Source organism: Exiguobacterium sp. s183, from assembly GCF_018617655.1.
Lineage (GTDB): Bacteria > Bacillota > Bacilli > Exiguobacteriales > Exiguobacteriaceae > Exiguobacterium > Exiguobacterium aestuarii_A.
On the sequence record NZ_JACSKN010000006.1, the window covers coordinates 181,526 to 203,586 of the forward strand.

A 22,061-nucleotide genomic window follows, 5' to 3' on the forward strand; every position below is an offset into this window, starting at 1 on the left:
TAATCATGCGGCAGACTGCGCCGCTTCTTTTTTTCGTTCGAGTTCGAATCGCTTTGTCTCGGCGACGACGACACCCGACAGGAACAAGAGCCCAATCAAGTTCGGAATCGCCATGAGACCGTTGAACACATCCGAGATGGACCAAATCAAATTCAAGTTCGTCGTCATCGCACCGAGTCCTGCGACTAAAATATAGAGGACACGATACGGGACGATGACTTTTTCCCCGAGTAAATAGTATGCGGAACGTTCCCCGTAATAACACCAGCCAAGGACGGTCGAATAGGCGAAGAAGACGAGTGAGACGGTCACGATGATTTCACCAATCGGTCCTAAGAAATAGGCGAATGACGCTTGCGTCAAAGCAATCCCTTCGAGTCCTTCCGTATATTGACCACCCATGACAATCGTGAGTCCGGTAATCGAACAGACGATGAGTGTATCAATCAACACCTGTGTCATCGAGACGAGTGCTTGTCGTCCCGGGAAATCGGTCTTCGCTGCCGCGGCCGCAATCGGTGCAGATCCAAGTCCTGCCTCGTTAGAGAACACACCGCGCGCGACCCCGTAGCGAATCGCAGCACCTAACGCACCTCCACCGATGGCCTCGGCACTGAATGTGCTCGAGAACATCGTCGATAAGGCACCCGGTACCAATTCAAAGTTCATGATGAGAATCACGAGCCCGCTTCCGACATATGCAAAAATCATGAACGGGACGAAGATCCCGACGACTTTTCCGATTGATTTGACACCACCTAAAATGACAAACGCCGTCACCGCCATCATGACGATTCCTGTCACAACCATTGGGACGTTGAACGAATTGTTCAAAGCGAGACTGATTGAGTTCGTCTGTACCCCGTTCCCAATCCCAAAAGCTGCGACCGATGCGAATAAGGCAAACAACATGCCGAGCCATTTTTTCTTTAGCCCGTGTTCTAAGTAATACATCGGTCCACCGGCAATTTCGCCTCGTTCATCGACAACGCGATATTTGACCGCTAGGATGGCCTCCGCATATTTCGTCGCCATTCCGACAAAACCGGATAACCACATCCAAACGACTGCGCCTGGTCCCCCGAGGACGATCGCCGTCGCGACACCGACCATGTTTCCGGTACCAACCGTGGCCGCCAAGGCCGTCATCAATGCTTGGAAATGCGAGATGTCCCCTCGTTGTTTCTTCTTTGGTTTTTCATTCTTTGGAATAAATGCCTCTTTCAAGCCGACACCAAGCCTCGTCACTTGAATAAAGCCGAGACGGACGGTCAGGAAGATTCCTGTCCCGACGAGTAAGATTAATAGATGTGGCCCCCATACGAGATTTGATAAACTCGACAGCCAACTTTCAATTTGATTCACTGTGTTGCTCTCCTCCTACGTTCTTGATTTGAGCGCTCTCCCTATATTTTTCAGAACATTCACAATCGAGTCAAGGTACGCCACTGAAAGAAAGCGTTTTCAACACGTTATATAATTGTAATATTTTCCCTGAAACCTTGTTCTTAAGAGCTTCTTAAAATTTATTTCGAAATATGATTGTAATATATCTCAGAATCTAAAAGCAGCGATTTCACAATCCATACGAATCGTTGATTAAGAGACTATTTCTCGATGAGAAAGCGATGCAGCTCCGTGCCTGTACTTGGTCAAAAAAAACTGTAGACCTATGTAGTCTACAGTCTAATACCGCTTTTGCTCATTTTACGAACGAATGGCAGATACGACCTCTTCAACGTGTCCCTTCACTTTGACGTTACGCCACTCTTCTTGAATATAGCCGTCTTCATTGATCAGGAACGTCGAACGGACGATGCCGTAGTACTCTTTCCCGTAATTTTTCTTCAGTTGCCAAACGCCGTACAATTCAGACACTTCATGATTCTCATCGACGAGCAAGTCGAACGGCAACTCATTCTTCGCGATAAAGTTCTGGTGCTTCTTCTGACTGTCCGCTGAAATCCCGATGACGACCGCGCCTTCCATCTTCGGCATCGCATCACGGAAATCACACGCTTCCGTCGTGCAACCCGGTGTCGAGTCACGAGGATAAAAATACAAAACGACTTTCTTACCTAAATAATCTTTCAGCGAGACCATCTCTCCATTTTGGTTTGGTAATGAAAATGTAGGTGCGAGCATCTGTTTTCCTCCTTAACCGAACGACGGGTCGACGAGTTGTTCGTCAAAACCATCGATCGCTTCCTCTAGTTTTGTCTTTAATGGATCGAGAACTTCGATATACTCGATTGGATCTTCAGTGGCGGCCGCTTTTTGAAGCGTCTCTTCATTGTCGGTATACCACTTCTCATATGCTTTAAAATAATCGGCCATGATGGCTTGGTTCTCTTCGACCGTCAACGTCTCCGCCATCAAAAGAAAGACGTTATTGTCCGCCTCGAGTGCCGTATAGTCGGTCTGGGCATTGACTCGGTCATAGATTGGTCCCGCCTCATCTTCCGGAACCTCTGCAAGACGGGCGTTCGCTTCTGCGTTGACCCCATATTCGTTGGCCTGTATCCCGATGAGGAGCTCTCCGACTTCGGCGATAACATCCTCTGGTAACGCAGTCGGCGTGATGACGAGCGACCAGTCGTCGCCTTCTTTCACAGCGACTTTACTGAGCCGGTTCGGGAGCGGATTGCCGTCTTGGTCGACCATTTCATGAACGAGAAACGCCACGTCTTCGTCCTCGTTGACCCAACTCTCATAGATGTCACCCGGGGCGAGCTGACGCGTGACGGCACCGGTCGCCGGAATGTCAGTCAATCGACCCGCGTAGTCGATGGCTGCGAGCGCCTCGGCATCGCCCGATTCGAGCGCCGTTTGATAGTCTGCATACACTTCCGTGACAGCGTCTGGCAATGCGCGTTTCGTTTCTTCTATAACCGTCTCTTCGTCGTTCCCACATGCGCCAAGCGTGAAGACGAGGAGGAGCGGAATGAGCCATTTTTTCATGTTGTTCGTCCTTTCTAAAGCCGTGTTCTCCCCCATCCTACCATGTCTCGAATCGTCGCTCCAATGGCATGTATTTCTGGAAAATTGTTTCACTAGGATTTCTACGATAATTTCGATACAATACAGACGTAAGCGCTTTAACGCTCAACATCACTTTAAGGGGGAACGAGAATGATTCCATACAAACATGAACCATTCACAGACTTTACACAAAAAGAGAATGCCGATGCGATCCAAGCGGCAATCGAGAAAGTGAACGGTGAGCTCGGGAAAGACTATCCGCTCGTAATCGGTGGGGAAAAGGTTACGACGGAAGGAAAAATCACGTCTTACAACCCAGCGAACAAAGAAGAAGTGATCGGTCGCGTCTCAAAAGCAAACCAAGAGCTCGCAGAACGTGCGATGCAAGAAGCACTCACAGCATTCGACTCATGGCGCCATGTCGACCCAGCCGTCCGCGCAGACGTCTTGTTCAAAGCAGCGAACATCGTCCGCAAGCGCAAGCACGAGTTCTCAGCTTATCTCGTCAAAGAAGCAGGTAAGCCATGGAACGAAGCAGATGCGGATACGGCAGAAGCGATCGACTTCATGGAATACTATGCACGTCAAATGCTAGAACTCAAACCTGGTAAGAAAGTCGAGAGCCGTCCAGGCGAATACAACCGTTATGACTACATCCCACTCGGGGTCGGGATCGTCATCAGCCCATGGAACTTCCCGTTCGCAATCATGGCCGGTACAGCGGTTGCGGCAATCGTTGCCGGTAACACGATTCTCTTGAAGCCAGCTTCGACGACACCAATCGTTGCTGCAAAATTCGTCGAAGTGATGGAAGAAGCAGGTCTTCCAAAAGGTGTCCTCAACTTCATCCCAGGACCGGGTGCAGAAGTTGGAGACTACCTCGTCGACCATCCGAAGACTCGTTTCATCAGCTTCACAGGATCACGTGATGTGGGACTCCGCATCAACGAACGTGCTTCTAAATTGAACGAAGGTCAAATCTGGCTCAAACGCGTCATCGCAGAGATGGGCGGAAAAGATACAATCGTCGTCGACGAGTCAGCGGATCTCGAACTCGCAGCACAATCGATCGTCAAATCGGCATTCGGATTCTCAGGTCAGAAATGTTCAGCTTGTTCACGTGCCGTCATCGTCGACAGCGTTTATGATACGGTACTTGACCGCGTCGTCGAACTCACGAACGAACTCTCTGTCGGAAACACAGAGAAGAACGAACACTTCATGGGACCTGTCATCGACGCAGCAGCCTTCAAGAAAATCACATCGTACTTCGATGTCGCCAAAGAAGAAGGACGTATCGTCGCAGGTGGAAACGCCGATGACTCAACAGGCTACTTCATCGAGCCGACGGTTGTCGCAGACGTCGACCCGAAAGCACGTCTCATGCAAGAAGAGATCTTTGGACCAGTCGTCGCCTTCACAAAAGCGAAAGACTTTAAAGAAGCGATCGACATCGCGAACAACACAGAATACGGCTTGACAGGTGCAGTGCTTACGCGTGACCGCGCAAACCAAGAGTTCGCTCGCCAAAACTTCCACGTTGGTAACCTTTACTTCAACCGTGGTTGCACAGGCGCAATCGTCGGCTACCAGCCGTTCGGTGGATTCAACATGTCAGGAACGGATTCAAAAGCAGGTGGACCGGATTACATCCAACTCCACATGCAAGCGAAAACAACATCTGAAACATTCTAATCAACAAGGAGACGTGCCCTCGGGGGAGCGTCTCCTTTATTAGTGTGCTTTAAAAGTCTGATCGAACATGATGGCAATCTCTTCTTGATGGAGCAGGAACAGATCAAACAGCGTCGGATCGAACGCCCCTTTCATGTCTTTCATCGCGACAATCGTATCGTCATGGGAGAAAGCAGGTTTATACGGGCGAACCGTCCGTAACGCGTCATAGACGTCGATGATGGTGACGATTCGGGCCGCGAGTGGAATCTCCTCTCCCTTCAACCCTTTGATATATCCTGTCCCGTCCCAACGCTCATGATGATAGAGCGCGATCTGATAAGCCATTTGGATAAAGTAGTTTTGAGGGAACTGTATCTGGAGATCCTTCAACACTTCACCCCCGACGCGCACATGATCTTTCATGAAGACCCATTCCTGGTCGGATAACTTATTCGCCTTCAATAAAATCGAATCTGGTACAGAAATCTTCCCAACGTCATGAAGCGGTGCCGCGAGTCGAATTCCTTCGATGAAGAGTGGCGACACGTCCGGGTGATGATGGTCATATAAAATCGTCGCAAAGAGCGTCGACAAATCTTGTACCCGCTCGATATGGTTCCCCGTCTCATTGTTACGTAGTGCGGACAGCCGTAACAACGTCCGGACGAGCCCCTCTTGATAATCAATCATTTCTTTTTCCCGCTCGGCGAGGATACGCTGTGCCTCTTCCCGTCCCGCCTCGATCCGGTGCCGTTCGACCGCACCGAGAAGTGCGTTACTGAAATCTTGCAGTGCCTGTTGCTCGTATTCCGTGTACGTTCGCTCCGAGACGACGGAATCAAATCCGACGAACCCTTGGCACGTCTTGCCTTGCATCATCGGGACCGCCAGCAAGCTTTGAATCGACTGCGGTTCGAGAATCCCGCGGACGACACTGGTTTCTGGTAAATCTGCCACGCGTGGAATGTACATCGTCTCACCTGCCACGTGAGTGTTGACCCATTCGGGCAGCACGTCGATCGGCACGTCTTGAAGATTGTCTATCTCGGCGGTGATGCCCTCGGCGCACCACTCGAACGTGTTGTGACAAACCTGATTCGTGAAATCGTAATCGAAGACATAGACGCGGTCGACCGCGAAATAATGTCCAAGTTCGGCTAGCGACTGGTCAACCCGCTTTTTGAAATCCGCAATCTCTGTTGTTAAAAAGCGATTGAGGAGTGACGAAAGCAGGTGATGGAGTCGCTCTTGTTGTTGTAACTGTAACGTCAATGATTCATGCGAAGTTGCCATGTGCCAAACCTCCCTTTTGTCTGGAATATATGCAATCGTTCCATGAGTTTATTTTACCCAATTTTCAGTCTTTTTACCCTGCTTATCCCAATTGAAAAACCGGGCGACGATGCACCCGGTTCTTCCTCACACTTGCTTCAATAAATTGGCCATTTCAATGGCTGACGTCGCTGCTTCCCAGCCTTTATTCCCTGCTTTCGTACCAGCCCGTTCAATCGCCTGCTCAACCGTCTCCGTCGTCAATACACCGAAGATGACCGGGACCTCCGATTGATAGCTCGCTTGTGCGATTCCTTTCGCCGCTTCATTGCACACATAATCAAAGTGTGGCGTCGCACCACGGATGACGGCCCCTAGCGTGATGACCGCATCATAGTTTTGACTCATTGCCATTCTTTTCGCAACGAGCGGGAGTTCGAATGCACCCGGGACAAATGCGAGCGACACGTCCTCTTCTTTCACGCCATGACGCTTCAACGCATCTTTTGCGCCGTCGAGTAGACGCATCGTGATCAAGTCGTTGAATCGACCGACGACGATTCCAATCTTTAAGCCTTCTCCAACTAAATTACCTTCAAATGTATATGTCATCTCATTCATCCTCCGATATGGTTCATTTTGAGTTGTTTCGTCATACGATATGATTCATTTGCTTCGTGCGCGCCGACATGAAGCGGGACACGTTCGACGACGGTGATGCCACACGATTCAAGAGCATCGACTTTTTCAGGGTTGTTCGTCATGAGTCGTACTCGGGTCACCCCGAGGTCGCGGAGCATCGCCGCACTGACACGATAGTCACGCATGTCGGGATGGAATCCGAGTGCCTCGTTCGCCTCGACCGTATCCAACCCTTCCTCTTGCAAGGCATAGGCTTTCAGTTTATTCACGAGTCCAATCCCTCGTCCTTCCTGACGCATATAGAGGACGATGCCCGACTCCTGTTCGATTCTCTTAATGGCGGCATCAAGTTGCGGACCACAGTCACATCGGAACGACCCGAAGACGTCTCCTGTCAAACATTCCGAATGGATTCGAACGAGCGGGACGTCTGTAAGCGTCTCGGTCACGAGTGCCACATGCTCTTGTCGGTCGAATCGATTCTCGTATCCAATCATTCGAAACGTCCCTTTCGATGAAGGGAGTGACACGTCCGCTTCGCGCGTGACAAGACTCGTCTCCATATACTGGACCAATGCTTCGATTGTGATGAACGCCAAATCATGACGTTTTGCGACATCAACCAAGTCCGGGACGCGGGCCATTTCTCCGTCTTCACGAATGATTTCACAGATGACGGCTACCGGCTCACTGCCTGCAAGGCGTGCCAAATCGACGGATGCTTCTGTGTGACCACGACGAACCGAGACCCCTCCTTTTTTGGCGATGAGCGGGAAGAGATGTCCCGGTCGTTGAAAGTCAGAGGGACGTGATGTCGGGTTCGCTAATTCACGAACGGTATGGGAGCGCTCGCTCGCCGAGATGCCTGTCGTCGAATTGATATGATCGACACTGACCGTGAACGCCGTACCATGCGGGTCCGTGCTATTCGTCACCATTGGTGCAAGCTCAAGGCGTGCCGCTACTTCTTCGGCGACGGCCGCACAGACGAGTCCTTTCCCTTCCGTGATTAAAAAGTTCATCGTTTCGTGTGTCATTTTGTCACCAAGTACGACAAAGTCACCTTCATTCTCACGATACTCGTCATCGACGACGATGATCGGACGTCCGCGTCTTAATTCCTTAATAGCCCGTTCAATCGAATCAAACATTACCATCCCGCCTTTCCATAACCTTGTGATGCCAAAGATTCGAGTGTCATCTTTGATTGTCCGACTAGTTTTTCCATATATTTTGCTAACAAGTCACATTCCAAATTGACGGGGTCACCAACGTGCTTCGACCCGAGAACGGTCTCACTATACGTGTGCGGGATCAACGACAACGTAAACCCACGTTCAGATACGTCGAATACGGTCAGACTCGTTCCGTCCACCGAAATCGAGCCTTTCGGCACGATGTATGGGAGAAGCGAAGGGTCACATTGAATGTCGACATATACGGCATTTGCGAGTGGGCGCTTCTTGGTGATGCGCCCGACGCCGTCAACGTGTCCGGACACGAAATGCCCGCCGAATCGTCCGTTCGCCGGCATCGCTCGTTCGAGATTGACGCGCGTTCCTGGCTTCACGCCATCTAGACTGGATGCTTTCAGTGTCTCAGGCATCACATCAACGGCGAATGTCGACGCATCAAACGTTGTGACCGTCAAACAAATCCCATTTACCGAAATGCTGTCGCCGATTTTTACGTCATCGAGCACCTTTGCCCCCGATAGGACGAGCCGCAAGGACGGACCGTTTCGTTTCACCGCTTTGACCGAACCGATTTCTTCTACGATTCCTGTAAACATCAGTGCGCCCCCTTTCGAAGGACGACTTTCAGATCAGGTCCGATTGTCTCGACCTGCTGAATCTTAAAACGAGAAATCGCATCCAGCGAACCTTCTTGTTGTGAACGGTAAACACCGTTTTTCCCGCCGAACACGCGCGGTGATTGATAGGCGACCCATTCATCCACGTACCCTCCGTCAAGAAGGGACGTGACAAGTGTCGGTCCCGCCTCGATCAATAAGCGTCCAACTCCGTTCGCGTAAAGTGTCTCGAGCACGTTTCCGAGCGACGTATAATCGAATAACTCGATTCCCATGGCACGTGCCTGTTCCCGTTTTTCTCTGTCGTCTGACGAGGTGAACAGGAGCACCGGGACGTCTTCAGCCGTTCGGGCAAGCGTGCTCGCAAGAGGCAAGCGAAGGTCACGGTCGAGGACGACTCGCTTCGGTTGACGTGTCTCATGGTCCAATCGAACGGTCAGTGCCGGATCATCCGCTAGCACCGTTCCAATTCCCGTTAAAATCGCATCGGTTTTGGCACGCAGTTCATGGACGTCACGACGAGCTTCCGAACTCGTCACCCATTGACTCTCACCGGAATCCAAGGAAACTTTTCCGTCAAGACTCGTCGCCGTCTTTAAGATGACGTATGGTCGCTTCGTCTCAAGCGCCCGTAAGAACGCTGGATTCAGTGCCCGAGCCTCCTCTTCAAGTAAACCGACTTCCACCTCGACGCCAGCCGACTTCAGACGCATGATCCCTTTTCCCGCAACGAGTGGGTTCGGGTCTTTCATGGCGATGACGACTCGTTTGACTCCGGATTCAACAATCAAGTCGGCACACGGTGGTGTCTTTCCATGATGCGAGCACGGCTCAAGTGTGACGTACAGTGTCGCCCCGTACGCTGCCGCACCTGCCATCTTGATGGCGTGAACCTCGGCATGCGGTTCGCCCGCCTTGAGATGGGCACCTAGCCCGACGACGCGACCGTCTTTGACGAGAACGGCGCCGACGAGCGGGTTCACACCCGTCTGTCCGTCGGCAGATTTCGCCAATTGGATGGCTTGTTGCATGTACTGTTTCATCGTTCTCCCTCCTTTTTTCCGTACAAACAAAAGACCCTAAGGAACGGTCCTTAGGGTCTTGGTGGGAGGGTTTCATCGTTTTTGGACAAGCCAAATAAACGTTTTCTTTACAGAAAAGCGTACGACGAAGCACAGGTCACGCGGACCTGTTTTTTGTTCCTTCTCCCATCCAGACTATACTGTCGGCTCTAGAGTCTCACTAGATCCACCGTTCGCACACGTGCGCCCGGGTCACGGACTTAGGGCATGGCCCATCACCGCCGGTTGGGAATTTCACCCGACCCCGAAGGAATATTTGTTTGTACAGATTTACTGTATCGCAATTGTTTTTATTTCGCAAAACAAAAAACGCTACTCGTGAGAGTAGCGTCTCGATTATGCGAGAAAGAGGACGACGAGAAGCCCTACAATCCAGCAATAATATGAGAAATACTTTAATTCACCTTTTGCCATGATGTGCTGGAACCACTTCAACGAAATCGCAGTCAACACATAAGAAGCGATGAACGCCAGGATGAGCGGACCAAACAAGTCACGTGTTTCTGGGTTCGTAAATAACGCTGGTCCGTCCAAAATCATCGTCCCGAGACTGATTGGGATGAACAAGAAGAACGAAAAGCGAAGTGCTGATTCCTGCTTGATTCCGAGCAACATTGCCATGACGATGGTTGCTCCAGAGCGACTGATTCCTGGAATGAGCGCCACCGCTTGTGCGAGTCCAATCAATACGGCGTCACGTAACGTGATTCCGCCGTCTCCTTTGTTCCCGCGCATGTTTCGAATGAACCAAAGCGCGAGACCTGTGATGATGAGCGTATATCCGACCGTCGCGACGCCACCGAGTACTTCTCCAATCCAGTCACCAAAAATGACACCGAGCACACCGGCTGGAACCGTTGCGACGAGGAGCAAGCCGATAAACTTCACGTCGACCATCGTTTCATCAGTCCGGTCTTTCTTGAACAGGAACGTCCATAAGCTGACGATGAGGCGGATGACATCTTTACGATAGACCGTCAAGACCGCGAGGAGCGATGCAAAATTTACGAAAACTTCAAATGACAATCCCGGCAAGTCGATGTTAAATAATTCTTGGAAGATAACAAGATGTCCACTTGATGAAATCGGAATCGGCTCCGTAAATCCTTGGATCAATCCGAGCAACGTATAAAATAACCAAACTGTCATAATGGTAATCCTCTTTTCTGTTTTTCACTCAATGCGCCTATTTTAGCAGAATTGGACTTTCGTTGACCAGCTGTTAAAAATTTTTTGATGTAATTTCAATATTCGATTGATTAGTCTGAAAATTAAATTTATTATAGAAGGGTACTCATCTGGAGCGAAGGCGATGACCCCATTTCTCCAGTTGGGTACTTTTTTATAAAAATATGACATTTTTGGTTGATTAAAACTTTTTGTTTACATTTATCTCGAAATTCGATTTAATTTGTAATAGAACTGTTACCATTTTTTGAAATGTTTATCTGTGACTTTAGACCTATCCAATTCTTAGAAATTGTTTAATATTTTTCAAAATCACGTTAATAAATCCGAAAAACCATCCGATAGTATGATTGTAGGAGCATTTTTTTCATCTTTGTCGGTTCAGAATTGAGTCCACGGAAGGAGGAACCATCATTGAGTCAAACGCTAACCACTAAATCCCATCACCTGTCCACCGAACAACAGAGGATGATCCATTGCATCCGCCTTCTCGGGGACTTGTTGAAGGAACGTCCACGCCGCTCTGTCTACCGTCGCTTTGCCATGGAACAGAATTGGCCATCTCCTGAATCCATCATCAGACAGTTCGGGTCATGGGCTGAGGCACTTGCCATCGCAGGCTATGAATGGCATGGAGAAGCAACTGTCGAATTGCCAGACAAAATGCCGAAGTATACACGTGAGGACATCATCGAGACGCTTGCACTTTATTCGCGAGACATGGGCTCGATCATCACCTTGAAGAAGTATCAGCAATGGCGAAAGCTCCATCCGAAGGCACCGAGCCATTATCATATCGTCAAGACGTTCGGTTCGTGGCATGATGCCTGTGCCGAGGCAGGACTTGAGGCAAGTGTGACCTATTCGAAAACAGAATTATCCAATGCGCTACGTGAGGCCATTCAGGAAATGGGCTTCTCCCTCTCATTCGAAGCATATCGAGAATGGGCGAAACGCAACAACAAGCCTTCGACAAAAGCGATCCTACATCGCTACGGCTCTTGGTCAGCCGCCGTTCATGCGGTGGAGTCAGAACTTTATAATACGAACTCATAATCTTTTCATACAAAAGGAGGATCCGCCATTTGGTGGATCCTCCTTTCATCTGACTTCTGTGGATAGTTCTTGATAGTGGGCGACCCGGTCACGACCATTAAACTTGGCCCCGACATACATGGCTCGGTCCGCATGCCGGAGTACTGTATCCAGGTCTTCATATTCATGAATCGTCTCGATCCCAATACTCGCCGTCACCGTGATGCGCGTCCCTTCCGTACCAAAATCATGGCGTTTCAACGCTTCACGTATCTTTTCACCGACCAGATGGGCTGCCGCCTCATCCATTCGGGGAAACACGAAGACAAATTCTTCCCCACCATACCGCGTCACCAGATCCGTCGCCCGAACGCTGCGCGTGAATAACTGTCCTGCCTCAATCAACACCTCATCCCCAAACGCATGTCCATACGTATCGTTGATCGACTTGAAATGATCCAAGTCGACGAGGAAAAGCGAGAGCGGATAGGATGCCACGTCATTCAATCGTTCTGTCGTCCAGCTGCGTAACGCCCGTTGATTATGTAAGCCCGTCAACGGGTCCGTCAAACTCTCATACTGCAAGCGGTCCCGCTCATCGATTCGCTCGATCGACCACGACAACGTTTTTAGGAGCCGGTTCACTTCGATGGCAATCGGTGTCTCATATGCCCCGTTGGCTGTCGTCGATACCATACAGCTGACGGCCGTCGCTGCTCCCCAAACGGGCTGGATGACGAGCGCCGAATGATGCAGCTCTTGTTGCTGTTGTTGTAGCTCAGGGTGCCATTCATGTAACGAATCATAGACGAAACATGGCTCATCTTCGTCATGATAACGCTCGATTGTATAGGCGTCCGGCACACTCGGGATGATGCGTCCTGTCATGTCGTAAAACGTTCGCTCCCCTTTTCGGTTGACTTGCAGCCATCCACGTTCAACTTCTACGATGTCACGCAATCCGTTCCAAAACTTTTCAATCAACAGTTGCTCGCTATCGACACGGTACAGCTGTTCTTTCAATCGCTCGACCTGATCGACTTTTGTTTTCGTCTCTTCTGTCTCCGTTGCTTTTGACATCGTCATTTTTAAGACAGATAGCACGAAGAACGTGACGATGAGTCCGACGTACCCAAACACGTGATACGATTCGATGGCAATCATCGTGAACAACAGTTCGAGTGACACGACGAGCCAGTCAAATCGAATCAATCGCCACATGATTGGGAACGGAATCCGCTCCCCGACCATGAAGTAAGACAAGGCAAAACTCATCGTCAGGACCAGGAAAAGCGTGCCTAGGAACGCCAACATCGCTACTCCCTCTTGCATCAAATGAACAGGCTCCCCGATGCGTCCACCGAGCCCGATATAGGCTAGTCCCGGTAACAGGACGAGAAGGCACTCGATCACCGTATTCAAAGGATAGAAATGTAAGAAACGACGACGTCCGACCCGACGATTGAACGTCCTCGCTTGAAAGGTCAACAAAAGAAGTTGACCCATCAGGAGGGCCGGGGCGAGCCCGTAAAGGAAGAACGTGATAAAGACGAACATCTCATGGAACGTGAAATGGAGATGTCTACGCTTGAGCGGGTTCATGACGAACAAAGCGCCTAGCGTATAGATAAACCAAAACAACGGCCAGTCGAACGATTCCAGGTGGTGCAAGGTCAAATACGTCACACCTGTGAAGACGATTGCCCACGCGAGCCAGCTCCGAACTAGATACTTCCGAAATCGCATCGTCTTCTCCCCTTTTCTCGTTCATTTTTTCTAGTATGACCCGTAATGCAAAAACATTCCAGCAATTGTTTGAAAGTTGAGACAATGAAATATTGAAAAGATTCCCAATCAGAAGTTTTGTAGACATGAATGTCGGCAACAGTCAATGAAAGGAGGCTATAACGATGGATCTTTCCATGTTTCTCATCACGTTCCTACTGATCTATTCACTGACAATCACATTTCTATTTTTACGAAAGCAAAAACAACATTGAAGCATACAAAAGGCGATTCTCTCACGAGAACCGCCTTCATGAATTATTTCGCTTTCAAATACGAGATTCCAATCGACCCAGATCCCGTATGCGCCCCGAGGAGCGGTGCGAGTGTGTCGACCCGAATCGGAATCTTGTCACCGAGTCGCTCTTTCCACTCTTGTGCGAGTTCAGGAACGTTGCCGTGGAAAATCGAGACGTCTTTACACTCACCAGACTCGATCGCTGCACGCAACACTTCGAATAAGTGAGCCTGTGCTTTCTTATACGTGCGGACCGTCTGATATGGGACAATCAACCCATCCTCGAATCGGAGCACCGGTTTCAATTGAAGCATGTTCCCGATTAACGCCTTCGATTTTGAGATGCGTCCGCCTTTTTGCATTTGTGTCAAATTTTGCAGGGTCAGCTCAATCCGTACGTCTTCAACGCGTTCCTTCATGTAGGCTTCCACGTCTTCAAGCGCATCGCCTCGTTCGACACGTTCAATCAACTCTTCCAGCATGAGCCCCATCGTATAGATCCCCGCTCGTGAATCAATAGCGAGTAACTTAAATTCTGCAATCTCAGCACCTTGTACAGACGCCGAGTACGTTCCACTCAAGTCAGAAGACAAATGAATCGCGATTCCCATGTCGTACTCTTCCTTCAACTTCTCATACAGTGTGACAAAATCTCCGATGGCTGGCTGGCTCGTTGAAACGCGCTCCCCGGCATCAATCCATTCATAGACGGTCGTGGCATCGACTTCGATCCCGTCTTTATACGGTTGGTCCCCTTTGACGACATAGAGCGGGACGATATGAATATCTGGGTGGTTCACTAAAGCATCTGGAAGGACAATCGTGCTGTCCGTGATGTATGCAATTTTCATGAAAAGTTCTCCCTTAAAAAAAGTTTTTAGTACCTGGTTATATTATTTTATCACAGGTGAAGCGGTTTCACTATTTTTTCAAAACATCCTATATGCAACTTGTCCAATCCGACTTCGAAAAGGGTACATAATACATAATGAACAAAGGAGGCGAACGAGAGATGATTCAGCTCGAGAACGTCAATAAAACCTATAAGATCGGCGACGTGGAAACGGCCGCGTTGAAAGAGATTAACCTAAGCATTCGTGACGGCGCGTTCGTCGTCATCCTCGGACCGAGCGGAAGCGGGAAAAGTACACTACTCAACGTCATCAGCGGACTCGACACCGTGACGAGCGGCAAAATCACATTCGGAGACACGGTACTCACCGACTTGTCCCCCGAACAGATGACGGCGTTTCGGCGCGACCACCTCGGATTCATTTTTCAACAATACAATCTCCTTCAAAACTTGACCGTCTATGAGAACGTACAAATCGGGTCCGATTTGACGAAAGACCCGCTCCCCATCGATGAGTTGCTCGACCAAGTCGGGCTCGCGACAGCACGTGATAAATATCCCTATCAACTATCCGGTGGCGAACAGCAACGGGTCTCTGTCGCCCGAAGTCTCGCTAAAAATCCAGCAATCGTTTTCTGTGACGAACCGACGGGATCGCTCGACGAGGAGAATTCGAAAAAGGTGCTTGAGCTGTTGGAGCGACTGAACGAGACGTATCAAAAAACGATCGTCGTCATCACGCACAATAACGGAATCAGTGACATGGCGGACGATGTCATCAAGATGAACTCCGGTCGAATCGTCGAAGTGACCCATCACGACACCCGCGTTGCAGCACGTGACATTCGTTGGGGATAAGGAGGTGGCGACATGCTGTACAAAAATGTATGGAAGACGCTCAGTAAGAAATGGATGCAACTGCTCGCCATCGCCATCATCATCGTCATGAGTTCACTCACGTACACGATGATGTTCTATGGGATTAGCGGAATCGAAGTCCCGACCGAGGAATACTTGGAAGAATCGAACCAAGAAGACTTCGCCATCGAGATGCTCAACCGAGTGACGGAAGAAGAATTACGTGACCCCGATGTCGCCGCACTCGCTGAAGCCGGAGCCTTCACACTAGCCGACATCAAACAATCTGACGAGGAAGTCTTTAATCGCTTAATTGCGTCACGCATCGATGCGGTCAAACAAGAAATGCCAGAGGCGACGATTGAACTCCGTGATTTAAAAGCCATCACGTACACACTCGGTGACGCGGAACATCGCGGTCTCTTGCTAAAAGAATCCGATACAATTAACCGCTCCTATGTGGAGGCAGGAGCAAGACCGAGCACGAACGACAAGGTCGCCTTGAACAAAAAGTATGCTGAAGAGAATGGAATTGAAATCGGGGACACAATCGACCTCGGCAGACCGTTCACCGTCAGCGGGTTCGTCCTCTTCCCGGACTATACCCTCCCCCTCTTCGACGACAACTTTTTCAATCTAGATCCCGGCTCCCAAACGCTCTTACTCATGACAGATGAATCGTTCGAATCGACCGTCGGACAAGAATCGTTCCGCCTCTCCGGTGTGACGGACCAGACCGTCATGACCGATCTCGACCTACCGTTTGTCGTGTCTGTCATGGAGACGGAAAATATTATCCGAAGCGGTGCGATTTATAGTGAAATCTCATCTGGGAAAGTGATGGCGCTCGGGCTCAGCCTCTTTATCGTCTCCATCGCCGTTATCATCGTCGCCATCCTGATCTCGAATATGCTTGAGGCGGAACGCGGTCAAATCGGACTGTTGAAGGCGATCGGGTACAGTCGTCGACAAATCGCAGCACCTTATCTCGTCCTCATCTTAATCTTCGCTTTCTTCATGCTAATCATCGGCTATTTCCTTGGTCTTTATTTTGCAGACCCGTTGAAAGAACTGTATCTCGATTTTTATCTCTTACCGTCCATCACCATCGCGCAAAGTCCACTCGTCTTTTTAACGGCCGTATTTGCGCCACTGCTTTTCTTCGCACTCGTCGCGGGAGCGGTTATTTACAAGATCATGGGAGAAAGCGCCCTCGCCCTCTTATCGCCTCGGGACAATGTTTCCTTGAATCGCCTGAGTCGGCTCGTCAGTCGACTCTTGAAACGCGCGAGCGGCAAAACGAAGTTCAAATACTTGTATGCGGTCAAGAGCACGGGAAGCTTCCTCATTTTCTTCCTCGGCATCTTGTTCTCGACCATCCTCATCGTCTTCGCCCTCATGATGAACGGGGCCGTCGATCGAATGACCGTGGGTGGTTTGAATGAAGCAGTGTATGAATACGAAGCCTATACGGACGGTTCACCGCCAATCGAAGACAGACAAGAGCCGTTCCTCACTTATCCGTTCGCATTTGTTGAAGAGAAATTGATTACGTTGAAAGGTTTAGAGATCGACAACACCTTGTTCCCGCTACGTAACGAAGATGGTGACACATTGACACTTGAACCCGACGGACTGATTGTCTCCTCGTCACTCGCCCTCAAACTCGGACTTGAAGTCGGTCAGGACATCGATATCGAACTGAACGAAGAGACGCTGACCTATCCGATTGTCGGGATTGCTGATGAATTCTCTGGAGACTTCGCCTATTTGCCCCGGGCGACGCTAAGTGAATTACTTACCGACGGCGCGACGGACGAGTTGTTCAATGGCATTTATGCGACGGAGCGCCCGAACGACTCAGACTATCCGACCATCCTGTCCCGTCCAGGGTTGATTGAGCAATCCGAGTCCATCAATCAATATATGAATTTCATGATGAATGTCTTGATTGGTGGTGCGTCTCTCATCGCCTTCAGCATCCTGTTCGTCCTGACGGCGCTGACGGTCGAGAAGAACTACTACGTCATTTCGTTATTAAAGGTCATGGGATACCAAAAACGAGAAGTCCGTTCGATGATTCTAAACAGCTACTTCATCTATGCGCTCGTCTCGGCCCTCTTAAGTATTCCGATCGCCTTGTTGACGCTTCGGGTCATCATCGTCGTATTCGCAGAGGATTACGGGCTTGTCCTCCCGCTTGAATTCGAATGGATGTATATCGTCTATACGCTCGGTGCGGTCGTTCTCCTCTTCTTCTTGAGCACGTTCGTCAGCCGACGGAAGATTGATCAAATCCCACTTCAGGAAGTATTAAAGACATATCAAGAATAATTTATGCCAAAATAGGGCATAATAAGAGATAGACCAGGCCTCTCTAGAAGAGGGGCCTGACTTTTGCAGAAAAGGATGATTGACATGAATCGTACACAAGTAATGCTCGCCATTCCCGGGAACTGGTCTTCCGCGGAAGGCGTGAACGAACAAATCAGTTTACATAGTGAAGGCTACACGATGGCCGGCTTATTGCTACTCGAAGATGAGACGGGCAAAGCGTTCACCGTAGAAGTCGTGGAACGTGACCCGGCTCTTGCCGAGGCCATGATCCACGCGAGTTCTGGTGGATTCACACCGAAAGTCGCAAAAGGAATCGCCCGTCACACGCATGTCGTCTACTTGATTGTCGACGTCAACGATTTGACAGACGTCGCCGCTGCGCGTCGTGCCGCAAATGCCGTCTTGAATGCCGGTGGGGTCGGTGTCATGGTCGAGTCGGCTGGTGTTTCCTTCTCGAAAGACGAATGGCAAGAGTCAAAAGAAGAAGACCTTGCGCTCGACTACTCGCTGTTGACGGCAATCACGGAAGAAGAGAATGCTTATATGTCGTGGGGAATGAAAGCGTTCGGACATGCGGACGTGGCCGTACCGATGACACTCGAGATCGAAGATGCCATCCACGTGATTCACTCGTTCAACTTCCACCTCATTTCAGGCGGAGCGATGTTCGGTGATGGCGACCATTTCGCATTCGAAGACGGACGTGCTTTCACGGTCGAGATGGGTGAAGATGAGCGAACGACAATCGACAACTTGTTGCACAACCCGTTCGGCTTAATCTACCTCGTCCCGCAAGCAGCAGAATAACTCGAAAATGGAGCGCCTCGTGGCGCTCCATTTTTATTTATGTCGCCAACACGTCGTGATACTCCTCATGACGGTCGAACTGATTTTTTGTGAACGGACAGAGCGGGATGATCGTCTTCCCTTGCTCCCGTGCATATTCGACGACAGCGAGGACGAGCTTCTCCCCGATCCCTTGGCCTCGCAGGTCGTCACTGACATACGTATGGTCGACAATCAGTTTGTCGGGTCCCGTCGGTACGTAGTGCAGTTCCGCCGATGGTTCAGCCTCGTCTCCCACATAAAATGTGTTTTCTTTTTGTTTGATGTCCATTCACTCAGCACTCTCCTCTTCTAATTTTAAGGGGATGAAGAAATGATCGCGTGTCGTCCAGTCCATTTCACGCATCAAGATATCGAACGAGGTGGACAAAAAGTCTTGTACGTGACCATTCGTCGCTTCATCAAGCGGCAAGAAAAATTCGCTCTTCTCTGCGTCATAATAACCCGCTTCCGGCTTCAACGCCTCCGTCGGTAACGGTCTGAATAAAAACGGATACGGCAACACGAAATAACTCGGACGATCCGTCACGTCGTCTCCGAGCCAAAATCCAAATTCGACCAACTGTTCATCAAAGGCGACACGTTCGATTATTTTATCTTCCGGAAATGGATGTTCAATCGGATAGATGACAAGTGATGAGACATCAAACGTTCCCCAAAACAGAGCCGGTTTGATTTTCCGACATCGCAATTTCGATAAATATGTCAGTTGTTCGTGCGCCGCCCGCTGAAACAGTCTCAATCCTTTTCGGGCATACGTCGCGTCATAGGCGAGCGGTGTCTCATCCGTATCGAGTAACCCTTTGAAGGCCATCTCTTGTGGTTTCGGATTGATGTTCACGTGTACCCCGTGTTCACGAAGGCGCGCGAACAAATCATCATGATAAGACTTAATCGTTTTGCCCGCTTCAATCGGGATGGCGTCCGTCTGTTCCTCGACATGGACGACGAGGCAAGAGGTCAGTAAGTCCACATCAATCTGTAGTGCCCGCTCTCCTTCAAACAACAACCCTGTCGTGAAACCTTGCACCGTGAGCGGCAACGAGACGTGCCCCCATTGCGGTTCTGGTGGTGCCAGTTTGAGCTTAATTTTTCCGAGAAGCTGCGAAATCAAATGTAAGGTCAATTTCGTATCGTGCCATTCTGAATGCAGTGGAATGTGCATCCCCCATCATCCTCTCATCCTTTACACGCACCACTATGGTCACAAATCGGACGTTTCCCAGATTGTCCGCATCCACATAGTGTCGCTCGGTAAGTCGAAATGACCTCATCGCCTTGATTGATCTGAAGGTCACCCCGCACTTCGATTTGTTGCCAATCGTTTAATTTTACGGATGTCGGTACATCTGGTGTCTCCGCATCCCCTCCATCTTTTCGGACGAATTGGAGGGCACCGCTCGGACAACGTTCAATCACCGTCGCGACATCTGGCGCCTCGGCACCATCTGGTAAAATCCACGGTTTCCGTTGCGTATCAAACACTTCCGGTAGCCCACGTACACATTCTGCCGCATGTACGCAGAGCGACACGTCGTAGTACACATCAATCGATTCTCCCACGTATTGCTTGCCTCGCATCGAATCACCCCTTATGTGTTTGCGGGTCTTTACCCGTTCACTTACGAAAAAAACCCATCATCCTCTAAATCGGATGATGGGTTGATTTTAGGCTTGTCTCATTTCTTGCATGCGTTCGAGTTGATGCGTCAGTTCACCAATTGGGACGAATCGTGCCCGGCGTAGCATCTCTTTCCCGTTGATGAAAAAGAGGACGACCGGTACCGTGAAAATGGAGAAGGATCCCGCAACTTCCGGGACTTCGTCCGAATCCACCGCGACCGCCTCGATGTCAGGGAATTGATGAAGCATCTCTTCGATTTGAGGTTTCAGGGCATGACAGACACTGCATCCTGGATGTGATACGTAGACGAGCAGTTGTTCCGTGCTCGCAATCCGTTCATTCAATCCAGTCAAGGTTGTCATTGCTTCCATCTTACATTCCTCCTATTGATTAAGCGTCGAGCCACAAGACACCGACCGTCTCAAACCCGGCATGTACCGCGATGGATGGACAGAATCGTGTCCGTACCACTTCAAGACCCGGTAATTTCGACTCGATGAGCGCGACGAGGTCGTCTTGCATCTTCGGTGCGAGCGCCGTCTGGACGAACACTCGGTTATCCTTCACACCATTCTCCGCATGACGACGTTCGAGTTCGCCGACCATCTCCGCATAGGCTTTCTTCAGCGAGCGTGCCTTCTTGAACGGGATGACTTTCCCTGTCTCATCGAGCGTGATGATCGGTTTGATGTTCAAGATGTTCGCAAGGAACAGCTCACCCGAAGAAACGCGGCCACCGCGGCGCATCGTTTCCATGTTTCCGATAATCATGAAGAAGTTTTTCTTATCGCGCCATGCCTCGAGCAATGCGACAATCTCTTCGACAGATTTACCTTCTTGTTCAGCAGCTTTTCCGATTCGAACGAGCTCTTGTTGCGCTTCGAGCGCGGCGTGCGAGTCGATCGTATATACTTTGAAGTCAGCCGCCTCTGCCGCTGCCTTTGAGTTTTTCGCCGTGCTACTCAACCCGTTCGAACAGTGAACGGCGATCGCGCAGTCATATCCTTCTTCTTTCAAACGCTCGTAGCGGCCGATGAAATCTCCGAAAATCGGTTGTGACGTCTTCGCTTCTTTCTTTTGGTCAATCATATACCGATGCAAGTCTTCAAGCGAGAGATTTGTTTCACTGTAGCCGTTGCCATCCACAATCAATTGAATCGGGACGATATCGACACCGAGACGTGATGCCTCTTCTTGTGAAAAGTTGGCCATACTGTCGGTAATCCATGCAATTTTTGTCATAACTAAAAAGCCTCCAATAGTCGTTCATTTTAACTAAATCAGGCGAGAATTCTCCCTCCTCTAAGCGTCTCGGGGCGAAGCCCAGCGTAGGGGGGAAATGAATCGCCCGGTCCAACAGTCTTCTCCCCCTGTGACAGATGTGACGAACAAAAGTTCGTGATTCCGTCAGATTCTCCCTTCCCTTCCGCGGGTATCGGACGAGGAGAACACATCACGATCTTCTGAAGGGAGAAGGGACGGACATGCTGAAAGGTTACACATACAGGCTCCACCCGACGCCGGCACAGGCCGAGTTCTTCATCAAGACGATCAGCTGCGCCCGGTTCATCTACAACAAGCTACTCGAGGACCGCATCGCCATCCGCGAGGAGGCGAAGGCGGGGAGCGGAACGAGACGGAAACCGGCGACACCCGCCTCCTACAAGCCCCTGTTCCCGTTCCTCGCCGAGGCGGACAGTCTCGCGCTCGCGAATGCGAAGCTGAATCTGGACACCGCGTTCGCGAAGTTCTTCGCCGGGACGGGCGGCTTCCCGGCCTTCAAATCGAGACGACGGTCGCGTGCCTCCTACACGACGAACAACCAGCAC

The 22,061-nt window shown here is 50.2% G+C and carries 22 protein-coding genes and 1 riboswitch; of the genes, 6 read left to right on the forward strand and 16 right to left on the reverse strand.

Annotation, left to right across the window (positions count from 1 at the left end):
• Positions 1 to 3: 3 nt before the first annotated feature.
• From KNP62_RS13880 to KNP62_RS13890, 3 genes are all read right to left on the reverse strand, one after another.
• Positions 4 to 1,365: an alanine/glycine:cation symporter family protein gene (locus KNP62_RS13880; protein ID WP_214786008.1), complete on the reverse strand. Its 1,362-nt coding sequence runs from the start codon at positions 1,363 to 1,365 to the stop codon at positions 4 to 6.
• A gap of 342 nt (positions 1,366 to 1,707) precedes the next feature.
• Entirely contained in the window at positions 1,708 to 2,145 is a 438-nt protein-coding gene (bcp, locus tag KNP62_RS13885) for a thioredoxin-dependent thiol peroxidase (RefSeq protein ID WP_214786010.1), read from the reverse strand.
• Between the two features lie 12 nt (positions 2,146 to 2,157).
• Positions 2,158 to 2,961 (reverse strand): hypothetical protein, encoded by an 804-nt coding sequence (locus KNP62_RS13890; protein ID WP_214786012.1) that lies wholly within the window; start codon positions 2,959 to 2,961, stop codon positions 2,158 to 2,160.
• A gap of 171 nt (positions 2,962 to 3,132) precedes the next feature.
• Here KNP62_RS13890 and pruA point away from each other — a divergent pair, with 171 nt between their 5' ends.
• The gene (pruA, locus tag KNP62_RS13895; protein WP_214786014.1) at positions 3,133 to 4,677 is read left to right on the forward strand and encodes an L-glutamate gamma-semialdehyde dehydrogenase; all 1,545 of its coding nucleotides are present in this window, start codon (positions 3,133 to 3,135) and stop codon (positions 4,675 to 4,677) included.
• A gap of 39 nt (positions 4,678 to 4,716) precedes the next feature.
• Here the strand turns inward: pruA and KNP62_RS13900 are convergent, their stop codons facing one another.
• The 6 genes from KNP62_RS13900 to KNP62_RS13925 form a co-directional block, all read right to left on the reverse strand.
• Positions 4,717 to 5,952 carry a GAF and HD-GYP domain-containing protein gene (locus KNP62_RS13900; protein ID WP_214786016.1) on the reverse strand — a complete coding sequence of 412 codons (1,236 nt, stop codon included), beginning with the start codon at positions 5,950 to 5,952 and terminating at the stop codon, positions 4,717 to 4,719.
• A gap of 126 nt (positions 5,953 to 6,078) precedes the next feature.
• The gene (ribH, locus tag KNP62_RS13905) at positions 6,079 to 6,543 is read right to left on the reverse strand and encodes a 6,7-dimethyl-8-ribityllumazine synthase (RefSeq protein ID WP_214786018.1); all 465 of its coding nucleotides are present in this window, start codon (positions 6,541 to 6,543) and stop codon (positions 6,079 to 6,081) included.
• A 5-nt stretch (positions 6,544 to 6,548) separates the two neighbouring features.
• Positions 6,549 to 7,724 (reverse strand): GTP cyclohydrolase II, encoded by a 1,176-nt coding sequence (gene ribA, locus KNP62_RS13910; protein WP_214786021.1) that lies wholly within the window; start codon positions 7,722 to 7,724, stop codon positions 6,549 to 6,551.
• Positions 7,724 to 8,365, reverse strand: coding sequence for a riboflavin synthase (ribE, locus tag KNP62_RS13915; protein ID WP_214761647.1), 642 nt, complete (start codon positions 8,363 to 8,365; stop codon positions 7,724 to 7,726). Before ribE ends, ribA begins: the two co-directional genes overlap by 1 nt.
• Positions 8,365 to 9,429 carry a bifunctional diaminohydroxyphosphoribosylaminopyrimidine deaminase/5-amino-6-(5-phosphoribosylamino)uracil reductase RibD gene (ribD, locus tag KNP62_RS13920; protein WP_214786023.1) on the reverse strand — a complete coding sequence of 355 codons (1,065 nt, stop codon included), beginning with the start codon at positions 9,427 to 9,429 and terminating at the stop codon, positions 8,365 to 8,367. The genes ribE and ribD overlap by 1 nt, the downstream gene beginning before the upstream one ends.
• A gap of 153 nt (positions 9,430 to 9,582) precedes the next feature.
• Positions 9,583 to 9,724: riboswitch (FMN riboswitch) on the reverse strand.
• A gap of 80 nt (positions 9,725 to 9,804) precedes the next feature.
• A complete protein-coding gene (locus tag KNP62_RS13925; RefSeq protein WP_214786025.1) occupies positions 9,805 to 10,617 on the reverse strand; it encodes an undecaprenyl-diphosphate phosphatase in 813 nt (270 codons plus the stop codon).
• A gap of 453 nt (positions 10,618 to 11,070) precedes the next feature.
• Here KNP62_RS13925 and KNP62_RS13930 point away from each other — a divergent pair, with 453 nt between their 5' ends.
• Positions 11,071 to 11,712, forward strand: coding sequence for a homing endonuclease associated repeat-containing protein (locus tag KNP62_RS13930; RefSeq protein ID WP_074036465.1), 642 nt, complete (start codon positions 11,071 to 11,073; stop codon positions 11,710 to 11,712).
• Positions 11,713 to 11,757: 45 nt separating this feature from the next.
• On the opposite strand, the gene KNP62_RS13935 is transcribed toward KNP62_RS13930, so the two are convergent.
• Positions 11,758 to 13,437 (reverse strand): sensor domain-containing diguanylate cyclase, encoded by a 1,680-nt coding sequence (locus KNP62_RS13935; protein ID WP_214786027.1) that lies wholly within the window; start codon positions 13,435 to 13,437, stop codon positions 11,758 to 11,760.
• Positions 13,438 to 13,734: 297 nt separating this feature from the next.
• Complete coding sequence (locus KNP62_RS13940; protein WP_214786029.1) at positions 13,735 to 14,565, reverse strand: DegV family protein; 831 nt, start codon at positions 14,563 to 14,565, stop codon at positions 13,735 to 13,737.
• 161 nt (positions 14,566 to 14,726) lie between these two features.
• Here KNP62_RS13940 and KNP62_RS13945 point away from each other — a divergent pair, with 161 nt between their 5' ends.
• The 3 genes from KNP62_RS13945 to KNP62_RS13955 all read left to right on the forward strand — a co-directional run bounded on the left by KNP62_RS13945 (position 14,727) and on the right by KNP62_RS13955 (position 18,569).
• Positions 14,727 to 15,425 (forward strand): ABC transporter ATP-binding protein, encoded by a 699-nt coding sequence (locus KNP62_RS13945; protein WP_214786031.1) that lies wholly within the window; start codon positions 14,727 to 14,729, stop codon positions 15,423 to 15,425.
• Positions 15,426 to 15,437: 12 nt separating this feature from the next.
• Positions 15,438 to 17,759 (forward strand): ABC transporter permease, encoded by a 2,322-nt coding sequence (locus KNP62_RS13950; protein ID WP_214786033.1) that lies wholly within the window; start codon positions 15,438 to 15,440, stop codon positions 17,757 to 17,759.
• 84 nt (positions 17,760 to 17,843) lie between these two features.
• On the forward strand, positions 17,844 to 18,569 hold the full coding sequence (locus KNP62_RS13955) for a DUF4261 domain-containing protein (RefSeq protein ID WP_214693859.1): 726 nt from the start codon (positions 17,844 to 17,846) through the stop codon (positions 18,567 to 18,569).
• 37 nt (positions 18,570 to 18,606) lie between these two features.
• Here the strand turns inward: KNP62_RS13955 and KNP62_RS13960 are convergent, their stop codons facing one another.
• From KNP62_RS13960 to KNP62_RS13980, 5 genes are all read right to left on the reverse strand, one after another.
• Complete coding sequence (locus tag KNP62_RS13960) at positions 18,607 to 18,879, reverse strand: GNAT family N-acetyltransferase (protein WP_214786035.1); 273 nt, start codon at positions 18,877 to 18,879, stop codon at positions 18,607 to 18,609.
• Complete coding sequence (locus KNP62_RS13965; protein WP_214786037.1) at positions 18,880 to 19,773, reverse strand: DUF5996 family protein; 894 nt, start codon at positions 19,771 to 19,773, stop codon at positions 18,880 to 18,882.
• Between the two features lie 14 nt (positions 19,774 to 19,787).
• Positions 19,788 to 20,189: a (4Fe-4S)-binding protein gene (locus tag KNP62_RS13970; protein WP_214786039.1), complete on the reverse strand. Its 402-nt coding sequence runs from the start codon at positions 20,187 to 20,189 to the stop codon at positions 19,788 to 19,790.
• Between the two features lie 87 nt (positions 20,190 to 20,276).
• On the reverse strand, positions 20,277 to 20,603 hold the full coding sequence (locus KNP62_RS13975) for a thioredoxin family protein (RefSeq protein WP_074036441.1): 327 nt from the start codon (positions 20,601 to 20,603) through the stop codon (positions 20,277 to 20,279).
• Positions 20,604 to 20,622: 19 nt separating this feature from the next.
• On the reverse strand, positions 20,623 to 21,474 hold the full coding sequence (locus tag KNP62_RS13980; protein ID WP_214745697.1) for a DegV family protein: 852 nt from the start codon (positions 21,472 to 21,474) through the stop codon (positions 20,623 to 20,625).
• Positions 21,475 to 21,716: 242 nt separating this feature from the next.
• Here KNP62_RS13980 and KNP62_RS13985 point away from each other — a divergent pair.
• Positions 21,717 to 22,061 (forward strand): helix-turn-helix domain-containing protein (locus KNP62_RS13985; RefSeq protein ID WP_214786040.1); only part of this gene is annotated, 345 nt, incomplete at its 3' end.